This window comes from Arthrobacter sp. FW306-05-C (assembly GCF_021801725.1).
Lineage (GTDB): Bacteria > Actinomycetota > Actinomycetes > Actinomycetales > Micrococcaceae > Arthrobacter.
The window spans coordinates 2,070,585-2,091,721 of sequence record NZ_CP084556.1 but is presented as its reverse complement, the minus strand read 5'-3'; the positions used below and the strand labels follow the sequence as shown (position 1 = coordinate 2,091,721).

18 protein-coding genes are annotated in these 21,137 nt (G+C 66.8%); 9 read left to right on the top strand and 9 right to left on the bottom strand.

All coding sequences use genetic code 11. The features are described 5' to 3' along the window. Nucleotides 1-8: 8 nt before the first annotated feature. Complete coding sequence (locus LFT44_RS09635) at nt 9-2,009, bottom strand: vWA domain-containing protein (protein WP_236802545.1); 2,001 nt, start codon at nt 2,007-2,009, stop codon at nt 9-11. Between the two features lie 14 nt (nt 2,010-2,023). Beyond that, on the bottom strand, nt 2,024-3,412 hold the full coding sequence (locus LFT44_RS09630) for a sigma 54-interacting transcriptional regulator (RefSeq protein ID WP_236802544.1): 1,389 nt from the start codon (nt 3,410-3,412) through the stop codon (nt 2,024-2,026). Between the two features lie 189 nt (nt 3,413-3,601). Here LFT44_RS09630 and LFT44_RS09625 point away from each other — a divergent pair, with 189 nt between their 5' ends. Then, the gene (locus LFT44_RS09625) at nt 3,602-4,231 is read left to right on the top strand and encodes an MSMEG_4193 family putative phosphomutase (protein WP_236802543.1); all 630 of its coding nucleotides are present in this window, start codon (nt 3,602-3,604) and stop codon (nt 4,229-4,231) included. A gap of 28 nt (nt 4,232-4,259) precedes the next feature. Continuing rightward, nucleotides 4,260-4,961, top strand: a complete 702-nt coding sequence (locus LFT44_RS09620; RefSeq protein WP_236802542.1) for an SCO1664 family protein — start codon at nt 4,260-4,262, stop codon at nt 4,959-4,961. A gap of 52 nt (nt 4,962-5,013) precedes the next feature. Here LFT44_RS09620 and LFT44_RS09615 read toward each other — a convergent pair whose 3' ends face one another. Then, the gene (locus tag LFT44_RS09615; RefSeq protein ID WP_236802541.1) at nt 5,014-5,757 is read right to left on the bottom strand and encodes an SGNH/GDSL hydrolase family protein; all 744 of its coding nucleotides are present in this window, start codon (nt 5,755-5,757) and stop codon (nt 5,014-5,016) included. Nucleotides 5,758-5,996: 239 nt separating this feature from the next. Here LFT44_RS09615 and LFT44_RS09610 point away from each other — a divergent pair, with 239 nt between their 5' ends. Beyond that, nucleotides 5,997-6,815: an MBL fold metallo-hydrolase gene (locus LFT44_RS09610; RefSeq protein ID WP_236802540.1), complete on the top strand. Its 819-nt coding sequence runs from the start codon at nt 5,997-5,999 to the stop codon at nt 6,813-6,815. On the opposite strand, the gene LFT44_RS09605 is transcribed toward LFT44_RS09610, so the two are convergent. After that, complete coding sequence (locus LFT44_RS09605; RefSeq protein ID WP_236802539.1) at nt 6,800-7,624, bottom strand: DUF1206 domain-containing protein; 825 nt, start codon at nt 7,622-7,624, stop codon at nt 6,800-6,802. The genes LFT44_RS09610 and LFT44_RS09605 overlap by 16 nt on opposite strands. 185 nt (nt 7,625-7,809) lie before the next feature. On the opposite strand from LFT44_RS09605, the gene LFT44_RS09600 reads away from it, so the two are divergent. Together LFT44_RS09600 and LFT44_RS09595 are read left to right on the top strand one after the other, a co-directional pair. After that, nucleotides 7,810-10,392 carry an excinuclease ABC subunit UvrA gene (locus tag LFT44_RS09600; RefSeq protein WP_236802847.1) on the top strand — a complete coding sequence of 861 codons (2,583 nt, stop codon included), beginning with the start codon at nt 7,810-7,812 and terminating at the stop codon, nt 10,390-10,392. 47 nt (nt 10,393-10,439) lie between these two features. Then, the gene (locus LFT44_RS09595; RefSeq protein ID WP_236802538.1) at nt 10,440-11,384 is read left to right on the top strand and encodes an SDR family oxidoreductase; all 945 of its coding nucleotides are present in this window, start codon (nt 10,440-10,442) and stop codon (nt 11,382-11,384) included. Here the strand turns inward: LFT44_RS09595 and LFT44_RS09590 are convergent. The 3 genes from LFT44_RS09590 to LFT44_RS09580 all read right to left on the bottom strand — a co-directional run bounded on the left by LFT44_RS09590 (nt 11,347) and on the right by LFT44_RS09580 (nt 13,920). Further along, entirely contained in the window at nt 11,347-12,102 is a 756-nt protein-coding gene (locus LFT44_RS09590) for an enoyl-CoA hydratase/isomerase family protein (RefSeq protein ID WP_236802537.1), read from the bottom strand. The genes LFT44_RS09595 and LFT44_RS09590 overlap by 38 nt on opposite strands. Beyond that, nucleotides 12,090-12,443 (bottom strand): flavin reductase family protein, encoded by a 354-nt coding sequence (locus LFT44_RS09585; protein ID WP_236802536.1) that lies wholly within the window; start codon nt 12,441-12,443, stop codon nt 12,090-12,092. The genes LFT44_RS09590 and LFT44_RS09585 overlap by 13 nt, the downstream gene beginning before the upstream one ends. 154 nt (nt 12,444-12,597) lie before the next feature. Then, complete coding sequence (locus tag LFT44_RS09580; protein ID WP_236802535.1) at nt 12,598-13,920, bottom strand: MFS transporter; 1,323 nt, start codon at nt 13,918-13,920, stop codon at nt 12,598-12,600. A gap of 215 nt (nt 13,921-14,135) precedes the next feature. Here LFT44_RS09580 and LFT44_RS09575 point away from each other — a divergent pair, with 215 nt between their 5' ends. The 3 genes from LFT44_RS09575 (at nt 14,136) to LFT44_RS09565 (ending at nt 16,860) form a co-directional block, all read left to right on the top strand. After that, nucleotides 14,136-14,924, top strand: a complete 789-nt coding sequence (locus LFT44_RS09575; RefSeq protein WP_236802534.1) for an IclR family transcriptional regulator — start codon at nt 14,136-14,138, stop codon at nt 14,922-14,924. A 246-nt stretch (nt 14,925-15,170) separates the two neighbouring features. Further along, nucleotides 15,171-16,604: a flotillin family protein gene (locus LFT44_RS09570; RefSeq protein WP_236802533.1), complete on the top strand. Its 1,434-nt coding sequence runs from the start codon at nt 15,171-15,173 to the stop codon at nt 16,602-16,604. A gap of 19 nt (nt 16,605-16,623) precedes the next feature. Beyond that, a complete protein-coding gene (locus LFT44_RS09565; RefSeq protein ID WP_236802532.1) occupies nt 16,624-16,860 on the top strand; it encodes a hypothetical protein in 237 nt (78 codons plus the stop codon). Between the two features lie 32 nt (nt 16,861-16,892). Here the strand turns inward: LFT44_RS09565 and LFT44_RS09560 are convergent, their stop codons facing one another. Continuing rightward, nucleotides 16,893-17,924 (bottom strand): aldo/keto reductase, encoded by a 1,032-nt coding sequence (locus tag LFT44_RS09560; protein WP_236802531.1) that lies wholly within the window; start codon nt 17,922-17,924, stop codon nt 16,893-16,895. Between the two features lie 14 nt (nt 17,925-17,938). Beyond that, nucleotides 17,939-18,832, bottom strand: a complete 894-nt coding sequence (locus tag LFT44_RS09555) for an SMP-30/gluconolactonase/LRE family protein (protein WP_236802530.1) — start codon at nt 18,830-18,832, stop codon at nt 17,939-17,941. A 221-nt stretch (nt 18,833-19,053) separates the two neighbouring features. On the opposite strand from LFT44_RS09555, the gene LFT44_RS09550 reads away from it, so the two are divergent. Further along, the gene (locus tag LFT44_RS09550) at nt 19,054-21,129 is read left to right on the top strand and encodes an acyltransferase family protein (protein ID WP_236802529.1); all 2,076 of its coding nucleotides are present in this window, start codon (nt 19,054-19,056) and stop codon (nt 21,127-21,129) included. Nucleotides 21,130-21,137 lie beyond the last annotated feature (8 nt).

Genomic DNA, 21,137 nt, shown 5'->3' with positions numbered 1-21,137 from the left:
ACCGCCGGTCAGAACCAATCGCCGTCGGCGTAGGCGCTGCGGACGTGGGCGCGCAGGTACTCGCCCACCACTGCGGCCCCCAGATCGCCCACCTCGGGGGCCACCACCCGACCATCCACGCGGTGCGCCATCCGCTGGATGAAGCGTTCCAGGCCGGGGTCGTTCCCCAAGCGGAAAAAGGTGGTCTGTGCCCCCATGCGGCCAAGCCGGTCCAGTTCCCCGATGGTAGCCCGGATGGTTTCCGCATCGGGCGGCCAGTTGAACCAGGAGTCCCCGTCGGGCAGCAGATGCGCGGTGGGTTCGCCGTCGGTAACCACCAGCAGGACCGGCTGCATGGACGGGTGCTGGCGGAAGAAGCGGCCCGCCAGCAGCAGGCCGTGGTGCAGGTTGGTGCCCTGTTCGCGCAGGGCCGGCAAAGCCGTCAGTTCCCCGATGTCCATGGACTGCGCGTAGCGGCCGAACGTGATCAGCTGCAGCCGGTCCCCCCGGAAACGGGTGGACACCAGGTGGTGCAGCGCGAGCGCCGTCCGCTTCATGGGAACCCACCGCCCCTCGGCAGCCATGGAGAAGGACACGTCCACCAGCAGGGCAACGGCGGCTTGGGTCCGGGCTTCCGTCTCCGCTACTTCGATGTCGTCCACGGCGAGGCGCAGTCCGCGGGCCGGGTCACCGCCGTCGGCCATGGTCCGCCGGATGGCGTTGGTCATGGTGCGGGTGACGTCCCAGGGCTCGGCGTCGCCGAACTCCCACTGCCGGCTGGACCCGGTCTGTTCGCCCGCAGCCCCTGCCATCCTGGTGTCCCGGCTGCCCTGCCGCCCGGACAGCTGCCTGGCAGCGTCACGCAGCAGCGACTTTCCAAGCCGGCGCATGGCCTGCGGGGACAGCCGAAGGTCGCCGTCCGCCCCGCGCCGCAGATAGCCGCCGTCCTGCATCGCCCGCTCAATCTCCGCAAGCGTCCTGGCGCTTACCGCGGCGCTCTCCCCGAGCTGGCGCGCAAGGGCATCCAGGTCCAGGTCGTCCAGCCGGGAGCCGTTGTAGCTTTGTGACAGCTGTTCGGACAGTTCGTCGAGTTCGGCGATGTCCTGGAGCACCCCGGTGCCATCACCCAGGCCCAGGCCCTCCTGTCCTTCGAAGCGTTCCGATCCGTTCCAGTCCTCCCCGGGCCGCAATTCCTGCAGGGTGGCGTCGAGTTCGCTGAGCTGGGCCATGAGTTCGGGTGAACCGAAGGCCTGGGCGGACAGCCGCATCAGCTGATCACGCTGCTCCGGGGACATTGACTGCAGGAGCCGCTGGGCCGCGGCGGCGCGCTGGGCCAGGGCATCCACCAGTTCCTCAACCGACTGCGGGTTCTCCGGAAAGTACTGGCCGTGCTTGGCCATGAATTCCTGGAAGTCCGAGTCTGTGTCTTCGCCCCGCCGGTGTTTGCCCAGCAGCTCGTTAAGGTCCCGGAGCATGGCGCTTACGGCCTCGCGGTCTTCATCGGTGGCGCTCTCCAGCGCCTGCTTCATCCCGGCGAACCGCTGCTCCAGGACTTCCCGGCCCAGCAGGTCCTTGATCTGTTCGTAAGCCTCGCGGGCTGCACTTGACTGCCAGTCGTAGGATGCGAGCTCGTTGACGGCCGCGGCGGTGGATGGCGGGAGGTTCTGCAGCTGCATTTCCCGGAAGGCACGGTCGGTGTTGTCCATCATGGCGTCCCGGGCGAGTTGCTTGCGTTCTTCCAGCACGGCGGTGTCCAGGAGTTTCTTCACTTCGTCCAGGGTGCCGTCCAGCCGGTGCCGGCCAAGCAGGTCGCGCCGCCGCTGCTGGACGCGCCGGGCAAGGTCGTCCAGCCCGTCGCGGTTCCGGCCGCCCCTGCGCAGGAACTCCTGCAGGGCGTGGCGCGGCGAGTAGCCTGCCATGACGTCCTCGGCGACGGCGTCGAGCGCCTCGGCCAGGTCCACCGGCGGGGCGAGCGGGTCCGGGCCGCCCCTGTACCGGCCGTACCTGGCGGACCGTTTGTGGATAGCCATGGTGCCTCCTGGGCTTAGCCGTAAATGGTTTCCTCGTCGTCGGACTCCTTGGAGATCCGCCGGCCCAGGTACAGGCCTTCCAAGGCGAGTTCGACGGCGGCGGCCCGCTGGCCGTCGTTCACCGCACCGAGGCGCCGGCCAATTTCCTCGTAGAGGCCGGAGCCGTTCAGCGACGGCAGGTTGCCAAGGAACTCCCGGGCTGTGACCTGCTCGCCGGTGCTGACGGTCCGGTGGCCATCGAGGGCGTTCACGAGCGGGCCCATGTCCAGCCCCTGGAAATGGGCCCTGACCGCCTCGGCTGTGGCGGTGCGCAGCAGGTGGTCAAGGACGCCCTGCTCGCGCCCTTCCTCGCCCGATTCGAATTCAATCTTCCCGGTGAGCACCTCCACGGCGGGTTCCAGGTCGATGATCCTGGCGACGGCTTGGTCCTCACCCCGCAGGCTGGCCCGCCGCAGGGCCGCGGCGGCGATGGTCTCTGCCCCGGCAATGGCAAACCGGGCGGAAACACCGGACGTCTGGTTGATCGCCGGCGACTGCCGCAGCGCCCTGGTGTAGCGGGCCAGGATCTCCAGGATGAACGGCGGGACATCCGCCACCAGGCGGCCCTCCTGCCGGATGACCGAGACCTCGTCTTCCAGTTCGATCGGGTAGTGCGTGCGGATCTCCGCGCCGAAGCGGTCCTTCAGCGGCGTGATGATCCGGCCGCGGTTGGTGTAGTCCTCAGGGTTGGCGGAGGCGACCACCAACACGTCCAGCGGCAGCCGCAACACGTAGCCGCGAATCTGGATGTCCCGCTCCTCCATGACGTTGAGCATGGCCACCTGGATGCGTTCGGCAAGGTCCGGCAGCTCGTTGATGGCGATGATGCCGCGGTTCGAGCGCGGAATGAGCCCGTAGTGGATGGTCTCCGGGTCCCCCAGCCGGCGGCCTTCGGCCACGCGCATCGGGTCCACGTCACCGATGAGGTCTGCCACCGAGGTGTCCGGCGTTGCCAGTTTCTCGACATAGCGCTCCGAACGGTGCCGCCATGCAACCCGCAGCCGGTCCCCTTCGGTCACCGCGCGGGTCCGGGACTGTTCGGTGATCGGTTCGAACGGATGCTCGTTAAGCTCCGAATCCTCAATCACGGGCGACCACTCGTCCAGCAGCCCGGCCAGGGTGCGGAGCAGGCGGGTCTTGCCCTGGCCGCGCTCGCCCAGCAGGACAATGTCATGGCCTGCTATCAGTGCCCGCTCCAGCTGGGGAATCACCGTCCTGCTGAAGCCATAGAGGCCTGGCCAGGGGTCGCGTCCTTCCGCCAGGGCGGCGAGGAGATTGTCGCGGATTTCGTGGCGAAGGTCCTTGAGGACGTAGCCTGCCGCACGGAGTTCACCAACGGTGTAGATATCGGGGCGATCAGTCACCTCTCTACCGTAAGCCCCGCCCTGCGGCTAATCGAGAGATTCCTCCAGATTCCCAAACGGCTGCCCGTACCGCTTGCCGCTCCCAGCGCCTAGCAGGCTCGGCACGGGGTCCCCTCGCGGCTACCGCTTGCCGCTCCCCGCGCCTCGCAGGCTCGGCACGGGGTCCCCTCGCGGCTACGCTTAGACGCAATGACACAGAGCACATTGATCCTTTTAGTCCGGCACGGCCAGACGCCCACCACTGGTACCGTCCTGCCCGGCCGGGCCCCGGGGCTGCACCTTTCCGAGCGGGGACGTGCCCAGGCCGACGCCGTGGCTGAGCGCCTTTCCGGCCTGCCCGTGCACGCGGTCTATTCCTCGCCCCTCGAGCGGGCACGGGAGACGGCGGAGCCTACTGCGGTCCGTGCCGGGGTCACCGTCAGCGAGGACGCCGGTCTCCTGGAATGCGATTTCGGCGACTGGACCGGTGCCGCGCTCGCCGGCCTGACGGGTTTGCCGGAGTGGCAAACCGTCCAGCACAACCCGTCCGCTTTCCGTTTCCCCAATGGCGAGGGGTTCTCCGGAATGCAGGCCCGGATTGTCGGCAGCCTGGACGCACTCCGGGCCGCGCACCCGGGTGCCGTCGTCGTCTGTTTTTCCCACGCGGACCCCATTAAAGCGGCCGTGGCGCACGCGCTGGGCACCCACCTGGACCTCTTCCAGCGGATCATGATCAGCCCGGCGTCGGTCTCGGCGATCTCCTACACCGACGGCCAGGCACCCGCCGTGCTCACTGTGAATTCGATGTCCGAACCCCTCAGCGGGCTGAGGGCGCAGTGAACGGACGTGCACTAGCGTGGGGCCTGCGGTGTCCGGGCGGGAACTGACACTCCTCACGGAGGGCCGCGTGGAGTTGCTGGGCCGCATCATGAGCGGCAGCAATGCCACCTTCCTCGTGGAGCTTTCGTGCGGGGACGACTCCAACTGGGCAGTCTATAAACCCGTTGCGGGGGAACGTCCGCTCGCAGATTTCGACGCCGGCCTGCACCGCCGGGAGCGGGCCGCGTACCTGCTCAGTGAGGCACTGGGATGGGGAATCGTCCCGCCGACGGTGGTCCGCACGGATGCACCGCTGGGGGTGGGGTCCCTGCAGTGGTTCATCGAGGGCGACCTCGAGGAGCACTACTTCACACTTTTCGCCGACTCCCCCGAAACTCATCCGGAGCTTGCCCGGATGGCCTTGTTCGATTACGTGGCGAACAATACCGACCGGAAAAGCGGCCACGTGCTGCGCGGCACCGACGGCCACATCTGGGGGATCGACCACGGCCTGTGCTTCTCGGCCGCGTTCAAGCTGCGGACGGTGATCTGGGACTTCGCCGGCGACCCCGTTCCTGATGCCCTGCTCGAGGACATCAGCCCCTTGGCCGCCGCGGTGCCGCCCGACCTCGCTGCGTTGCTTGACGAAGCCGAGGTGGCCGCACTCCAGCGCAGGGTCCAACGCATGCTGCAGGAAAAGGTCCTCCCCGTGGACCGCACGGGCATGCGCTACCCCTGGCCCTTGGTCTAGATGCTTTGATCCAGATGGTTCCGGCCAGGCCTCTCCGGTCCTGGCCGTGGGACTAGGCGGCAGGCCTGCGCGGGTCCTGGCGCCCTTCCATGGCGGCCGCTGCCGCCGGGGCTGCCTGCTCAAGGTAGGCGCCGATGTGGTCCAGCAAGTAGTGCTGCCCCTGGACGGTTGGATGGTCGCCGTCGGGACCGATCAGATCGTCGAAGTCATCGCTGATCCAGCCCTCGGCAATCGGGTCCACGAACTCCCCGCCGGCCTGCTGGGCGGCGGCCTTGAGCTGGTCGCTGATGTCCACCAGCCCCGGGTCCGGGGTTGCCGTGTAGGAAGGCGGGCCCACCACGATGATTCTGGCATCAGGGGCCAGGGTCTCCGCCCGGTCCATTGCGGCAAGGGCAGCGCTGCCTATGTCAGCGGGCGCGTACCCCAGGTCGTTCTCGGATCCGAAGAAGACCACAATGCCCGTGTCCGGGGTGACGAAGTCTTCGACCTGGGTGCCGAAGGTTCCGTTGTAGTCACCCAGGCTGAGGTAGCCGCTTCCGTCCTCGGCGGCGTTGACCACTTCCAGGCCGGCCACTTCCGGGTCTTTCCGCATGAGCGCCGGCCATGCCTGCTGTGGAGAGGTACCGTGGCCTGTGCTCAGTGAGTCCCCGACCACCACCACGCGGACAGGAGGCGCCGCCGTGGCGGATGGCTGGGTCTGGGCCGTGCTTCCCGATGTGACGGCCAGGAGGAGGGCAACAGCTCCCGCCGCGAGAACGCGCCCGGGGTGCTCGGAAAGCAAGAAATTGTGCCGCATGGGTGCTGCCTCCTCCCTGGAAATGCGTGGCGGCAGCTGACTCGCTGCCGCCGATCTGTCCTTTGTCCGTGTCCCATCGTAGGCAATTGTGGGAACACTGTAGGGCGAAGGTGACCAGAATCAACAGGATGCACAGCGACTGCACAGGAAGTCTTAGGGCATTAGGTAGCCCCTCGGCCGGGTTTGGGGGCAGGGGTCCACGGCCACCCCGGCTGCGCTTGGGCAGCTACCCTTGACCCGTGCAGCAGCAATCCACGTGGAACCCCGCCGCCAGCCTTTCCGAGCAGGCACCTGGCATCTACTTCGCCGAAGGGCCGGCCGCCAACTGGATCGTGGTCCGGGACGGGACGGGCTTCATCCTCATCGACAGCGGCTACCCCGCCGACCGCCGCCACGTCCTTGCCTCACTCCGCTATCTGGGCCTGGAACCTGCCGACGCCCTTGCGCTGCTGGTCACGCACGGCCATGTGGACCACACCGGCTCCGCAGCGTACTTCGCCGAGGCGTTCGGAACCCCGGTGCTGTGCGCCCCCGAAGAACTGGCCCACGTGCAGGGAACGGAAAAGCACCAGGTCACCCTTGGTCAGGTGCTCAGGCGTGCATGGCGGCCGCGCGTCCTGCGCTGGATGGTTCATGCCATAAAAGCCGGTGCGCTGGCGGCGAAGCCTGCGGCCGGAGCACAGGGGTGGGACGCGGCCACGCTCCGGTCCCTGCCGGGCAACCCCGTCGCCGTCTCACTGCCCGGCCATACCCCGGGCAACGCGGCAATCCTCCTTCCGGAGGCGGGCGTCATCGCAGTTGGTGATTCGTTCGTCACCGGCCACCCGATCAGCCGGACTGCAGGGCCGCAGATGCTGCACCGGATGTATCACACAGACCCTGCAGAGGCGGTGGCCGCCCTGCGGAAACTGGAGGGAACGGATGCCACTGTCATCCTCCCCGGCCACGGGCCCGCGCTGCACCTCCCGTTGGGCGCGGCTCTGGACGCCCTCGGCCGGGGCGCCCGGGAACGCTCATCCTGGCGGGGCCGTCCGGGGCGGGTTCAGAACTTTCCGTAGCGCCCCCGCGCCATGGAGTACACGCCGTAGCAGATGAGCCCGGCCGCGATGGCGGCGAGAAGGAACACGCCGTAAGGCTGTGACCCGAGGGTTTTCAGTCCACCGTCCAAACCTGAGGATTTGGACGGGTCAGCGGTGGCGGCCGCCACGATGATCAGGACGCCGACGACGGCGAGCACCACACCTTTGGCTGTGTAGCCGACAGTTCCGAGCCACTCGACCGCCGTGCGGGCGCTGCCCGGATCCTGCAGGTCCTTCATGAACTTCCGGGAAACACCCCGGTAGGCATAAAAGATGCCGGCGCCGGCGATCGCCAGCCCCACCGCAACCACAAGCACCATCCCGGCCGGTGCCCCCATCAGCTTTGCCGTGAAGTCGCTGGCCGACTGGCTGGAGTTCTTGCTGCCGCCCGAGGCAAAGACGGCAAAGGTGAAGGCCAGGAAACCAAACACGACGGCCTTGCCCACGGCGGTGGCCGCCTCTTTGACCTTCTTTTTGGATTCAGTCCCGCTGCGGGCACCATAGAACGCTTCACTGAGCATCCACAGGGCGAGTGCGCCGCAGGCCACGGCGCCGGCCCAAAGCAGGATGCCGCCGCCGGGCTTGGCTGCCAGCGTTCCGATCGCGCCCGACTGGTCGGCCTCGCCGCCCTGGCCGCGGGCCAGTTGCAGGGCAATGACGCCGATCAGGATATGGACCAGGCCGATGAAGACAAATCCTGCCCGGGCCAACATGCGGACCACCGGGCTGCGGCTGGCGGATGCGGCCTCCGATACTGCCCTGTTAGCTCCCTGCGACGCGTTGCCCATGGCCGGCCCTTCCCAAATATGTAGTTGGTTCTTCTCTTCCCGGTCAGCCTCCCCGCCTGCCAGCGTCGCGGAATGATTCAGTGTAAATCCGCCCGTGCCGGCCCAACAGGTGCAAAGAAATTCCCGGCCATCCACGGATCGGCACTACAGTCGAAGCGGTGCATGCAAAACAGAACCCTGACGAACTGACCGCCCCGACCCTACCGTCCGTTGCGGCCGGCAATGCCGAAGACGGGTTCGTCCGGGTGCGTGGGGCCCGCGAAAACAACCTGCGGAACGTGAGCGTGGACGTGCCACGGGATGCGATCGTGGCGTTCACCGGTGTCTCCGGCTCCGGCAAGTCGTCCCTCGCGTTCGGCACCATCTACGCGGAAGCGCAGCGCAGGTTCTTCGAATCGGTGGCACCCTATGCCCGGCGGCTCATCCAGCAGGGGCACAACCCCAAGGTGGAACAGGTTACCGGGCTGCCGCCCGCCGTCGCCCTCCAGCAGCGCCGGGGCACGGCCACCTCCCGCTCCACCGTTGGGACCGTCACCACCTTGTCCAATTCGCTGCGCATGCTCTTCTCGCGTGCAGGCACCTACCCTGCCGGCGCCCCTTCGCTGGACTCGGACGCCTTCTCCCCCAACACTGCGGCTGGCGCCTGCCCGGAATGCCACGGCCTGGGTACTGCCCACACCGTCAGTGAAGCATCGCTGGTTCCAGACCCGTCCCTGAGCATCCGTGATGGCGCCATCGCGGCCTGGCCCGGCGCCTGGCAGGGCAAGAACCTGCGCGACATCCTGTCCCACCTGGGCTACGACGTCGACACCCCCTGGCATCAGCTTCCCAGGAAGCAGCGCGACTGGATCCTGTTCACCGAAGAACAGCCTGTGGTGGAAGTGACGCCGCAGCGGGACCGCGTGGCCAAGCCCTACAAAGGCCGGTTCTGGAGCGCCAAGAGCTACGTGATGCACACGCTGCTCGACTCCAAGAGCCCTGCAATGCGGGAGAAAGTGCTGCGGTTCATGGAGACGGGACCGTGCCCCCGCTGCGGCGGGACAGGACTCCGGCCCGAGGCTCTGGCGGTCACCTTCGCCGGCCACACCATTTCCGGGCTTAACGCCGTGCCCATGGCCAAACTGGCGGAGCTTATCCGCCCCACCACGGAACTGGCCGCTGCGGGAACCGCCTCCCGAAGGCAGTCCTCCGAGTCCAACGAAGTGGCCGTTGCCATCACCCGGGACCTGCTGCAGCGCATCAACGTGCTGCTGGAGCTTGGCTTGGGCTACCTGGCGCTTGGCCGGCCCACGCCAACGCTTTCGCCCGGCGAAATGCAGCGGCTCCGGATTGCCACGCAGCTGCGCTCCGGGCTTTTCGGCGTGATCTACGTGCTCGATGAACCGTCCGCAGGCCTGCATCCGGCAGACGCCGAACCCCTAGTTGCCGTGCTGGACCAGCTCAAATCGTCCGGGAATTCCGTGTTCGTGGTGGAGCACAACATGGACCTGGTCCGCCGCGCGGACTGGCTGGTGGACGTGGGACCCCGTGCGGGCGAAGACGGCGGAGAGGTGCTGTACAGCGGCCCGGTGCAGGGCCTCAAGGCAGTGCCGGAGTCCGTGACGCGGCCGTTCCTTTTCCAGGAGGGAGAGCTCCGGGGGGAACGGCAAGCGGCAACGGGCGACGGCGGCGCTGACGCCGGCAGGGGTGGGCCCCGGCAGCCCGCGGGCTGGCTTGAGCTGCGCGATGTGAGCCGCCACAACCTGCGGAACCTGGACGCGGCTTTTCCACTCGGCGTCCTGACGGCGGTCACCGGTGTGTCCGGTTCCGGGAAGTCCACCCTGGTCAGCCAGGTCCTGGCCGGCGTGGCCGGCGCGGCACTGCGCACGGTGACCGGGCCTGCCGCCGATGAGCCGGAACCGGACCAGGCCGAAGACAACAATGGGCCCCTGAGCGTCGGCACCGTGAGCGGGCTGGAAGGGATCGACCGCCTGGTCAAGGTGGACCAAAGGCCGATCGGCCGCACTCCGCGCTCCAACCTCGCCACCTACACCGGGCTGTTCGACGCCGTCCGGAAGGAGTTCGCTGCCACTGAGGCTGCCAGGAGCCGGGGGTTCGGGCCCGGCCGTTTCTCGTTCAATGTGCCCGGCGGGCGCTGCGAGACCTGCCAGGGCGAAGGGTTCGTGGCCGTGGAACTGCTCTTCCTGCCCGGCAGCTACGGTCCGTGCCCGGAATGCCACGGCTCGCGCTACAACCCGGAGACCCTGGAGGTCACGTACCACGGCAGGAACATCGCCGAGGTACTGGGCATGACGGTCGACGCCGCCGCCGGTTTCCTGACGGGAGTTCCCACCGCGGCACGTTCCCTGCAGACGCTGCAGGACGTGGGGCTGGGCTACCTCCGGCTGGGCCAGCCCGCCACCGAACTCTCCGGCGGCGAGGCGCAGCGGATCAAGCTGGCCACGGAGCTGCAGCGCGCCCGGCGCGGGCACACGCTGTACCTCCTGGATGAGCCCACCACGGGACTGCACCCCGCGGACGTTCAGCTCCTGATGGCGCAGCTCAACCGGCTGGTGGACTCCGGAAACACCGTGGTCCTGGTGGAACATGCGATGGATGTGGTGGCCGCCGCCGACTGGGTGATGGACCTGGGGCCCGCCGGTGGTGACGCCGGCGGGGAGATCGTCGCCGCCGGTGACCCGGCCGCCGTCGCGCGTTCCGTTGACAGCCGCACCGCGCCCTACCTGGCTGCCGCACTTCAGGCCCGCCACGCAGCCCGGCACGGGTAGCCGCCGGCCCCTTGCCCTCCTCCGCGCCGGGCGCGTATCACTGAGGAATGCGTTTACAACGCGGTGCCCTTCCCCGGGACGTGCTTCAGGGCCGCGTAGCGGTGGTGACCGGATCGTCCCGCGGGCTCGGCTTTGCCATGGCACGGGCTCTGGGCCTGCACGGCGCAACGGTGGTGCTGGCGTCCAGGTCGGACGACGGCGTTGCTGCCGCCGTCGGGCGCCTGCGGGCTGAAGGCATCGCGGCGTCAGGACGGCGGTGCGACACCGGAGAGCCAGGGGACGTGGAGGTGCTCCGGGACGAGGCCACCAGCCGGGGGACGTTGGACATTTGGGTCAATAACCCAGGCGTGTCCGGCGTGTTCGGGCCGACGGCGTCCACGCCCGTGGCTGACTTCACGCAAGTGGTGCGAACCAACATCCTGGGGACTTTCCACGGCGCCCGGGTGGCGTTGCCGGTGTTCCTTGCCCAAGGCCACGGCGACCTGGTCAACCTGTACGGCCAGGGCGACCGCGGGCCCGTCGCGCTCCAGAACGCCTATGCCTCCAGCAAGCGGTGGGTCCGCCAGTTCACGGAGACGCTGCGGCTGGAAACCAAAGGCACCGGCGTCCGGGTGCACGGCATGAATCCCGGCCTGGTGCAGACCGATCTCCTGGGGCGGGTGACCTCCCAGCCCGGGTACCAGCACCGCCTCGGCGCCCTGCCGGTGGTCGTCGGGCTGTGGGGCCAGACGGCGGACGATGCCGCATGGCCCATCGTGGACCTGGTGACCTCGGATAAGGCGGAATTCCGGTTCCTGACCAAGCGGAGGCTGGTGACGTACGGGCTGCGCAACGTCCTGCACGGGCGCCTGCGCGACAGGCACCGGATGGCCCTGGACGTCACCGTCCTGGAACAGCCGCAGCAACCGCTTCCGGGGTGCGCCCCTCGTACCGGGGCAAGTCCTGACGGAAGTGCTACACGTTCTTTCGCTGACGGGCCAGGAAGCCCTTGACGCGGCCCTGGAACTCAACGGGATCCACTGCAGGCCCCGGTGTTGCCCGACGACCGGCGTCCGTCACCAGGCCCAGACCCTCGTTGACGGCTGCCTTTGATGCCCGCAGGGACGCCGCCGAAGCTCCCCGCCAATTATCGAGGATCGCTTCCAGCAGCGCATCCGCGTCATCGTCGGGAGCCAGGGTGGTGACCAGGCCCATGGACCAGGCTTGGTGGGCGGTCAGCATACGGCCGCCAAACAGAAGGTCCTTGGTCCGCGACGGGCCTATGCGCAGTGCCATGCGGTTGGCGAAGGTGGCTGGAACCAGCAGTCCGAGGCGCGCCACAGGCATCCCGATGCGGGCCGACGGGGTGAGCAGCTGCAGGTCGCAGGCGAGAGCCAGCTGGCAGCCCCCGCCGGCCGCTACTCCCTCCACAATGGCCACGGTAGGTACTGGCAGGTCCTCGAGCGCCTGCAGGGCGGACTCGATCACATCGAACGTCCGGCTGACCTCCGTGTCCGTCCGGCCCTCCCATTCGCGCACGTCAAAGCCTGAGCAGAACACTCCTCCCCTGCCCCGCACTACCACCGCACGCAGGGACGGGCTGGCTGCCAGCCCATTGACTGCATGCCCCAGCTCCTGCCACTCGGCGTAACCGAGGGCATTGAGCCGTTGCCCGCTGCCAAAGGACAGCGTCGCGACAGCTCCCGCTTCTTCAACACTTACTGACGCCATACGTCGGCTGCCCTTTCCTGCACCCCGGTGGAGACTGATCCGTGGACCACCACCCCGAACACCAGGACGCAGTCGCCGATACGCAGGGTCTGGTGAAGTGAACACTCCAGAACTGCCGGGGACTCCTTGACGCGGGGCGGCCGGACCACGGCGCTGGGCTCGCGGGTGAGGCCCGCGGCATCAAACTCGCTCACGTCGGAACGGAAATTCGTGCCGGTGGCGTTGACCTCCTGGATCAGCGCGGCCGGAGCAAGGTTCACAACGAACTCCCCCGTCGCCTCGATGTTCCGCAAGGAGTCCTTTTCCCCCACGGAGGTGAACTGGATGATCGGAGGGTCCACCGAGGCGACAGTGAAGAACGCGCGAGGTTGTCCACGCCTGCCGGTGACGTGCTCGAAACCCAGGCGATGGGCCGTGGAACAACTACGGAGGTCAGGAACTTGTAGAACTCCCGCGGCCCCAGCTGGCCGGGGTCAAAGTCTGATCGCATTCGTCCTACAGGTTCCTGGGCGTCGCGGCGGCAGCGGCGTCCTTGGCCAGCGCCCCCTTTGCCCTGGGCAGGAAGATCAGGGCAAGCATGGCGATGATGCAGCAGAGGATGATGTAGAGCGAGATCGACGTCGAGTTGCCGTAGTTTGCCAGCAACGCCGCCGCAATCAGGGGCGCGGGACCACCGGCGATCACGCTGGCCAGCTGGTATCCCAGTCCGGCACCGGTGTAACGGATGTCCGTGTCGAAGCTTTCGGCGATCAGGGCAGCCTGCGGGCCGTACTGGATGTCGTGCAGGATCAGGCTGACCACCACCGCAACGCCGACCCACAGTGCGTCCCGGGTGTTCAGCAGCCCAAAGTAGGGAAATGCAAACAGCGCCGTGAGCACGATGCCGGTTCCGTAGACGCGCCGGCGGCCGAAACGGTCTGAAAGGCGCCCGAAGAGGGGCACGCTGATCAGCCCCAAGGCTGCTGCAATCAGCGTGTCATCGAGGATGGAGTTGCTGTCCAGCTTCAGCTGCTTGGTGGCGTACGTGATCACGAAGGTAATGAACAGGTAGAAAGGTGCCTGTTCCGAAGTGCGCACCAGTGCGGAGAGCAGGATCTCCTTGGGCTGCCTCCGGATCACCTCGATGATCGGAGCCCTTACCACCTTGTTGGACTGCCGGACGGCGTCGAACTCGGGGCTTTCAATGACGCGCAGGCGAACGAACAGGCCTACACCGATCAGGATGATGCTCAGAATGAAGGGGATCCGCCAGCCATAGGCGACAAATCCCTCAGCGCCGGTGGCGGCAGTAGTCAGCCGGACGACGCCGGTGGACAGGACCAATCCCAGCGGCACCCCGATCTGCGGCCAGGAAGCGGACAAGCCCCGCCGGGCCTGGTCGCCCCATTCCATGCTCAGCAGGACCGACCCGCCCCACTCGCCGCCAACGCCGATGCCCTGGATGATGCGGAGCAGTACCAGCAGGACCGGCGCGGCGACGCCGATGCTTTGGTACGTCGGGAGGCAGCCAATTAGCACGGTTCCGAAGGCCATGAGGAAAAGCGTGGCCATGAGCGTTGTCTTGCGGCCGATCCGGTCACCGAAGTGGCCGAAGATGGCCGCACCGATGGGCCGGGCCACAAAGCCGACAAACTGTGTGCCGAAAGCTGCAAGCACACCGGCGAAGGCCACTTGGCCCGGGAAGAACAACTGGGGAAACACCAGGGCAGCGGCAGTTCCATAAAGGAAAAAGTCGTACCACTCGATCGTTGTACCCACGACACTTGCCACGGTGGCCCGCCTTACGGCCTGCTCCCGGGTCACTCCTTGAATACTCATCATCACTCCATTGGTCAGATGTAGTAGGGCGCCGGCCTGGCTTCAAAATCGGACAGATGGGGGTTCCGAAATCAGGCCCACTGGACCCGCAATGCGGTTCTCCAACCCATGGTGCGGGTCCTCGTTGCCTATGTCAACAATTAACTTCACCTGGCGCGGCGCCATAGAATAACCACTCACACCCCGGAAGATCGCTGAGATAAGGGACAAAGGCGTTGGCGTCAGAGCGAAGCAGCGGATCCGCGCAGCCCCTCCTGGTGCTGCGCAAAGTCAGCGAGATCCTGAACTGCTTTTCCATTGAGTTCCCGGAACCTACGCTCCAGCAAATCGTCCGGCAGACGGGGCTGCCGTCGAGTACATGCCAGCGGCTGGTGCAGAACATGGTGCGGGAAGGGTTCCTTGACCGCGACGGAGACCGCTACCGGATCGGGTTGCGCCTGGTCCAGTGGGCCACCCCCGGCACCTTCGGCCTGGATGTGGTCCGTTTGGTCCATCCCTTCCTCCAGGAACTGCGCGACAAGACCGGAGAGACGGCCTGCCTGTACATGCGTGACGGCGCCTTCCGCACTGTGGTTGCGGTGGCCGAAACCCGTCACGTGGTGATGCGGCCCTTCCTGGTGGGGCAGGTCATGCCGATGCATGCCGGGGCGCCGGGAAAGATCTTCCTTGCCTTCGATCCCGAAGCCCGTGAGGCAATCCAGGACACGGAGCTGACCAGCTACACCTCGGCGACCCCGGATACGTGGGAGAAACTCGACAGCCAGGTCAGCGAGGCGAAAGCTGCGGGCTTCTACGCAGCCTTTGGGGAGCGGAACTCAGACGTGGGCTCCATCAGCGCCCCGGTCTTCAACCACGCCGGGCGCCTCGCTGCGGTCCTGGGCGTCGGTTTTCCCACCCAGCGCGTAAGTCCGGACGACGTCGGGCGGCTGGGTCCGGCGGTCGCGGACGCCGCGAGGGCGGCCAGCGCTGCCCTCGGCTACCTGGAGAAAAGCCCTCCCTCCTGACCTGGTCCCGCCCCGGTTGCCGGACCCGACAACGGACGCCAGGTGCCGTCGTCGTTAGCCATTTTCCGTTGCCGCAGGCAAATGTCGGCCCAGCTCTGGACTCCTGCGCGGGGCCGAATCAAACTGTCTACAACAGCTGGCCGGAAACGCCTGAATCGAGGGCACTTCAGCGGTGCGGTAAAAGGACGGCTGCACTTATTGGGGCTTGACCGTGATGCCTGTTCACGGCATTGAAAGGATCTGGTTATGCCGGACTTTGCACCGTTCTTCCCGCTTATTGCCATTGTTTTGGGGGTTCTTTTTGCCATCGCCTTTATCTGGGTGGCCACCAAGCTGATGTGGAAAGTAGCTGAACCTAATGAGGCCCTCATCATCTCCGGACTCACGCGCGGAACGCTGGAAACCCGGGAAGGAATGGACTTCAAGATTGTCACCGGCAAAGGCGCCTTGGTCCTGCCCGGCCTCCAGACGGTGCGGCCGCTGTCGCTGACGTTGAATGAAACCGAGCTCAAGGTTTCCTGCGTTACGTCCCAGGGCATCCAGGTCGTCGTGGAGGGCGTGGTTATTTACAAAATCGGTGATGCCCCGCCATTTATCGCCAATGCGGCCCGCCGTTTCCTGGGCCAGCAGCCAAAAATGGAAAGCCAGGTCTATAACGTCTTCGAGGGCCATCTGCGCTCCATCATCGGCAGCATGACGGTGGAGGAGATCATCCGTGAGCGGGACAAGCTCGCTTCCCAAGTCCGCAGCGCCAGTGGCGTGGAGATGGAGAAGCTGGGGCTGGTGGTGGACTCCCTGCAGATCAAGGACCTCCAGGACCCAACGGGCTACATCCAGAACATCGCCAAGCCGCATATCGCCCAGGTGAAGATGGAGGCCCGCATTGCGGAGGCCACCCGCAACCGGGAAGCTGCGGAGAAGGAGGCAGAGGCGGCAGCGTTGATTGCGGACGCGCAGAGTGCTTCCGCAATCAGGCAGTCCGTGGCGCAGGCCAACGCCGAGCGCGCCAGGGCAAACGCTTCCCAGGCCGGCCCGCTGGCCGAAGCGACGGCACGGCAGCAGGTGGTGGTCCAGGAAACGGAGGTGGCCAAGCTCGAGGCCGACCGCGAAGAGCAGAAGCTCCAAACCATTGTCAGGAAGCCGGCGGACGCCAAGGCCTATGCCACAAGGACCGAAGCGGAGGGCAAGAAGGCCGCGGACATCAGCGCCGCGGAGGCATTGGCCCGCCGAACGGAACTGGAAGCCCAGGCCAACGCACGGCGGACGGAGCTGCTGGCCCAGGCCAATGCCACCGCAGCCGCTGCCACTGCCGGTGCCACCAAGGTCACCGGCGAGGCCGAAGCCGCCGCCACCAGGGCCAAGGGAGATGCCGCGGCCTCCGCGATCAAGGCCAAGGCACTGGCCGAGGCAGACGGCATCAAGGCGCGCGCCGAAGCACTGGGCACCAACCAGGACGCAGTCATATCCCAGCAGCTTGCCGAGAACATGCCCGCCATCATTGCTGCGGCGGCGGAACCTTTCTCCCATGTCGGCAACATGACCGTCCTGAACGGCGGAGAGGGCGTCAACCAGATGCTGGGCGGAATCCTGGCCCAGGCCGGCGACTACCTCCCCGCCCTCGCGTCAGCGCTGCGCAAGGGTGAAGACGCCAAGCGCCCCGCGCGGGCACAGGGCTCCTAGCGGGTTTGGGGAACCCTGGATGCGCAAAAACGTTGACCGCAGCCTGACTGGAAAGATTGGCCGGGTGACCGGGCGGGTTGGCCCGGGCACCATCGGCGAAGTCATGCTGCCCTATCTCGGCGGCATCATGGCCTTCCACGCCCACCCATTCGACAAAGCCAGCGACTTTCCGGTGGGTGCTGAAGTGCTGGTGATCTACTTCGACCCTCCGCAAACCGTGTATGTGGATGAACTGCCGGACGTGCTCAAGCACTAAGTTGGGGGCTCCCCCGGACCTGTCGTGGCTCGCTACCGGCCGCCCTCCATCTTGCGGCTGCGCTGCTCCTGGGCCATCGGCCCGTAGGGGTAGACGCCGGTTTCGGGCTGGCTGGCCTGAGTGAGGCGGGAGATTTCCTCCGCGGTGAGTTCCAGTTCGGCGGCGGCCAAGTTGTCCGCCAGCTGCTCCGTGGTGCGGGCGCCCAGGATCACCGAGGTCACTGCAGGCCGGTCCGCCAGCCACGCCAGCGCCACCTGGGAATGGCTAACACCGTGGGCAGAAGCAATGTCCGCAACGGCGTCGAGAACTGCCCACGTCCGCGGGTTCTCGTTGCGCGCCTTCCAGGCCTCCATGCCGCGTTCGGGGTTTTCGCCGAGGCGGGTTGCACCGGACGGGCGCTGGTCCCGCTGGTACTTGCCGGACAGCCAGCCGCCGCCCAGCGGTGACCAGGGCAGCAGGCCGATACCGGCGTCGAGCGCGGCCGGAACGATCTCGAACTCGATGTCCCGGACCAGCAGGCTGTACTGCGGCTGGAGGCTTACGGGCGGGTTCCAGCCTTGGCTGCGGGCCACGTGCACGGCCTTGGTGAGCTGCCAGCCCAGGAAGTTGGAGAAACCGTAGTAGGCGATTTTTCCGCTTGCCACGGCGTCGTCCAGGAAGCGGAGGGTTTCCTCCAGCGGGGTGATCGGGTCCCATGCGTGCATCTGGTAAAGATCGATCTGTTCCACGCCAAGGCGGCGGAGGGAATTATCCAGGGCCCGCGCCAGGCGACGGCGGGACGTCCCGACGTCGTTCGGTGCCGTCCCCATGGGGAAGCGCCCCTTGGTGGCGACCACGGCGCTGTCCCTGGCCTCGGGCCGTTTGGCCAGCCACCGTCCGATGATTTCCTCCGACACTCCGGCGCTGTACACGTCCGCGGTGTCAATGAAGTTGCCGCCGGCCTCGAAGTAGCTGTCCAGGATGGCATGGGAGGTTTCCTCTGTCGCCTCTGCGCCGAAGGTCATGGTGCCCAGCGCATAGCTGGTGACGATGGTGCCGCTGTTTCCTAGGGTTCGGTACTGCATGGGTGTCCTCGCGATCAGTTGGTGTCGGGCGGAAAGGTGCGCGCGGCCGCGTCCGTGGTGGTGGTGCGGATCCGGTACAGGCTGGTGGTTGCGGTGAGGTAGAGGTCCTGCCCGTCGGGGCCGCCAAAGCACAGGTTGGATACGGTTTCCGGCACGGCGATGGTCTCCAGGAGATCGGAGGACGGCGAATAGACGCGGACCGAAGGGCCGGCTGAAGTCCAGATCCTGCCTTCGACGTCGATCCTCAAGCCGTCCGCCGGGTACCCGTCTTCCAATTCCAAAGTGCCTGTCCGGGGTCCGCAGGTACCATCGCCAACACTGTAGCTGGCGATTCGCAGGGGGACGCCGTAACGGGGACCGGCGGTGTCGGCGACGTAGAGGACCGTCTCGTCAGGTGAGAAGGCCAGCCCGTTGGGGTGCACCAGGTCCGTGATGACAGCACTGAGTCTCCCCGTGGCCGGATCGAAGCGGAAGACGTTGCAGCCGCCGTATTCCTGCTCACCCTCGTGCCCCTCCTTCGTCCCCGGAAGAATGCCGTACGGCGGGTCGGTGAACCAGATGCTGGAGTCACGGGCCACCACCACATCGTTGGGTGAGTTCAGCCGGCGGCCCTCGAAGGAGTCCACCAGGCCCGTCACGGTCCCTTCACTGTCCCGCTCCACCCGGCGCCGGCCGTGGCTGCACTGCACCACGCTCCCGTCGGCGTCGAGGGTGCGGCCGTTGGTGTATTCGACGCCGACGGCATACTCCCGGGTGGCACCGCTGGCCGGGCTGAATTCCAGGATGCGGTCATTCGGGATGTCACTCCAGCGCACCGTCTGCGACGAAGGAACCCACAGAGGTCCTTCGGCCCAGACCGAGCCCGTGAAAAGGCACTCAAGTGAGCCGGTCGTGAAGTCGCTAACCATTGGAGCTCCTTTGCGGTCCAGGGTTCCGCCGCGGCGTGCCCGGACACGACAGGCCCCGGCGGCGGCACAGGCACCACCCTAGCCGCAAGCATCGTACCGGTGACCTTACCGCGCCGGATCCTGCAGGATATGTTTCGGATACAATCGGCTGTCGGCGAGCCTCACTCGCCTCGATTCCCCCTGCAGGGCGGAGATTGACAGCGTTGTACGGAGGGAAAGCAATGAGGCACGCCGCGGTTAAGCGACGCCGGGGGCACGTCCGGGCCGGCCATGGCCCCAGGCCGGACATCCAGGGCCTCCGGGCGCTGGCCGTGGGGATCGTGGTGATCTACCATCTTCGCCCGGAAGCCCTCCCGGGCGGATTCGTAGGAGTCGACGTGTTCTTCGTCGTCTCGGGTTTCCTCATCATTGGCTCCCTTGCAAGGGAAGCCGCCAGAAACGCGTCCATCTCCGTCCTTGATTTCTACACCCGGCGCATCCGGAGGCTGTTCCCGGCGTCGGCAGTTGTTTTGGTCGCAGTCCTGGCCGGCGCTGTCCTGCTGCTTGCCCCCAGCCGCTGGCAGAACATCTCCTCCGATGTCCTGTTTTCGCTGCTCCAGGTACAAAACTGGCACCAGGCTCTTTCCGCCGTTTCCTATGCGGGTGCCACGCAGGAAGTGTCTCCCCTGCAGCACTTCTGGTCCCTCGCCGTCGAGGAGCAGTTCTACCTCGTCATCCCGTTCTTCTTCCTTGGCCTGGTCGCCGCCGCCCACGCTGCAGGGCAAAAGGCCGGCCGGTTCATTGTCCCGGCCTTGTCCGTAACTGCCTTGGCATCGTTCATTTACAGCATCTACCTGAGCGGCCACGAGCACACCATCGCGTACTTTGCCACCACCACCAGGATTTGGGAACTCGCCGTCGGCGGACTCGCTGCCCTACTCCCGACCCTGCTGAAGGGCTCCGCCCGCCTTGCCTCACTCAGCGGCTGGCTGGGCGTCTCCGCCATCGTTGTGCCCGCCTTCCTCTTCAGCACCGATATGGCCTTCCCGGGCAGCATCGCCGCCATTCCGGTGCTGGGCACCGCCATCCTGCTGCGTACGGGCACCTTGTCAATGGCCGTTCCGTGGTCCGCCTCCCGGTTCCTTGGCATCCGGCCCATGACCTTCGTTGGCGACGTGTCATATTCCCTGTACCTGTGGCACTGGCCGGTCATCGTCTTCGCTGTCGCGCTGTTGGGCCGCGCCCCGCGCATCAGCGAAGCACTCCTCCTCGCCGTCGTAAGCCTCGCCCTCGCCGCCGCCTCCTACTACCTGGTGGAGCAGCGCTTCCGGCACCACTCCGGACAGGCTGACTGGCGCACGTACCGCCGGGTATACGCCATGGCCCTTTGCGTGGCGCTGGTGGTGTCTGGGGCAGCGTGGGCGCCTTGGCAGGTCATCGAGTTCAAGCGCGCACAGTTGTCCACCGAACTGTCCGATCACGATTACCCCGGTGCGCAGGCGTGGTCTGCCCGTCCTGCGGCCGTCCCCGCCGGCCTGCCCGTCCGCCCTGACCCCTCAGTGGCCATGCAGGACGTGCCGGCCACGAGCGTCGGGGCCTGCGGCGTGTACGACCCCGCCCTGGTGCCCGACACGGATTGCTGGTTCGGTTCAACGGCAGATCAAGGTGCCCCGGTTGTCGTGGTTGTCGGGGATTCCCATGCGGGTCAGTTTGTTGACCCCCTCATCGCCGTCTCAAAACATATTCCGCTCAGGATCCACGCCATGGTGCGCAATGGCTGCCCGTTTGCGCTGGCGCCGCCACGGTCTGCCGCCACCGTCTACACCAACTGCCCGGCCCAAAACGCTGTAACGGCGGAAAAGATCGCGGCAGCAAAACCTGACCTTGTCCTGGTTGCCGGGATGCGCGAAACGGGGTACCGGAAAGCGCTTGGATGGTCCTGGGGGCCGGACGCCCCGCTGCTGGATGGTTATGTCCAATCCCTTTCCGCCCTGCGCGCTGCCGGGCTCCGCGTCGCCGTCATCGCGGACCTGCCATATCCCCACGGGAACCCGGTGGAATGCGTCCAAAAGCATGCCGACGGCGACGCCTGTGCCACGCCCGCTTCGGAAGCCCTGGCGAGCGGTGAGGACGCGCTTGTGTCGGCAGCCGGACGGATTAACGGCGTCGAAGTTGTGGACCTGTCGAGGTTCTTTTGCCGGGAAGGTCTTTGCCCTGCTGTCATTGGCAACGTTCTGGTCTACCGGGACAACCACATGACGAATACCTTCGCGAAGTCACTTGGGCCGGACCTGGCCGTCGCACTGGGCCTGAGCTAAGGGCGCAA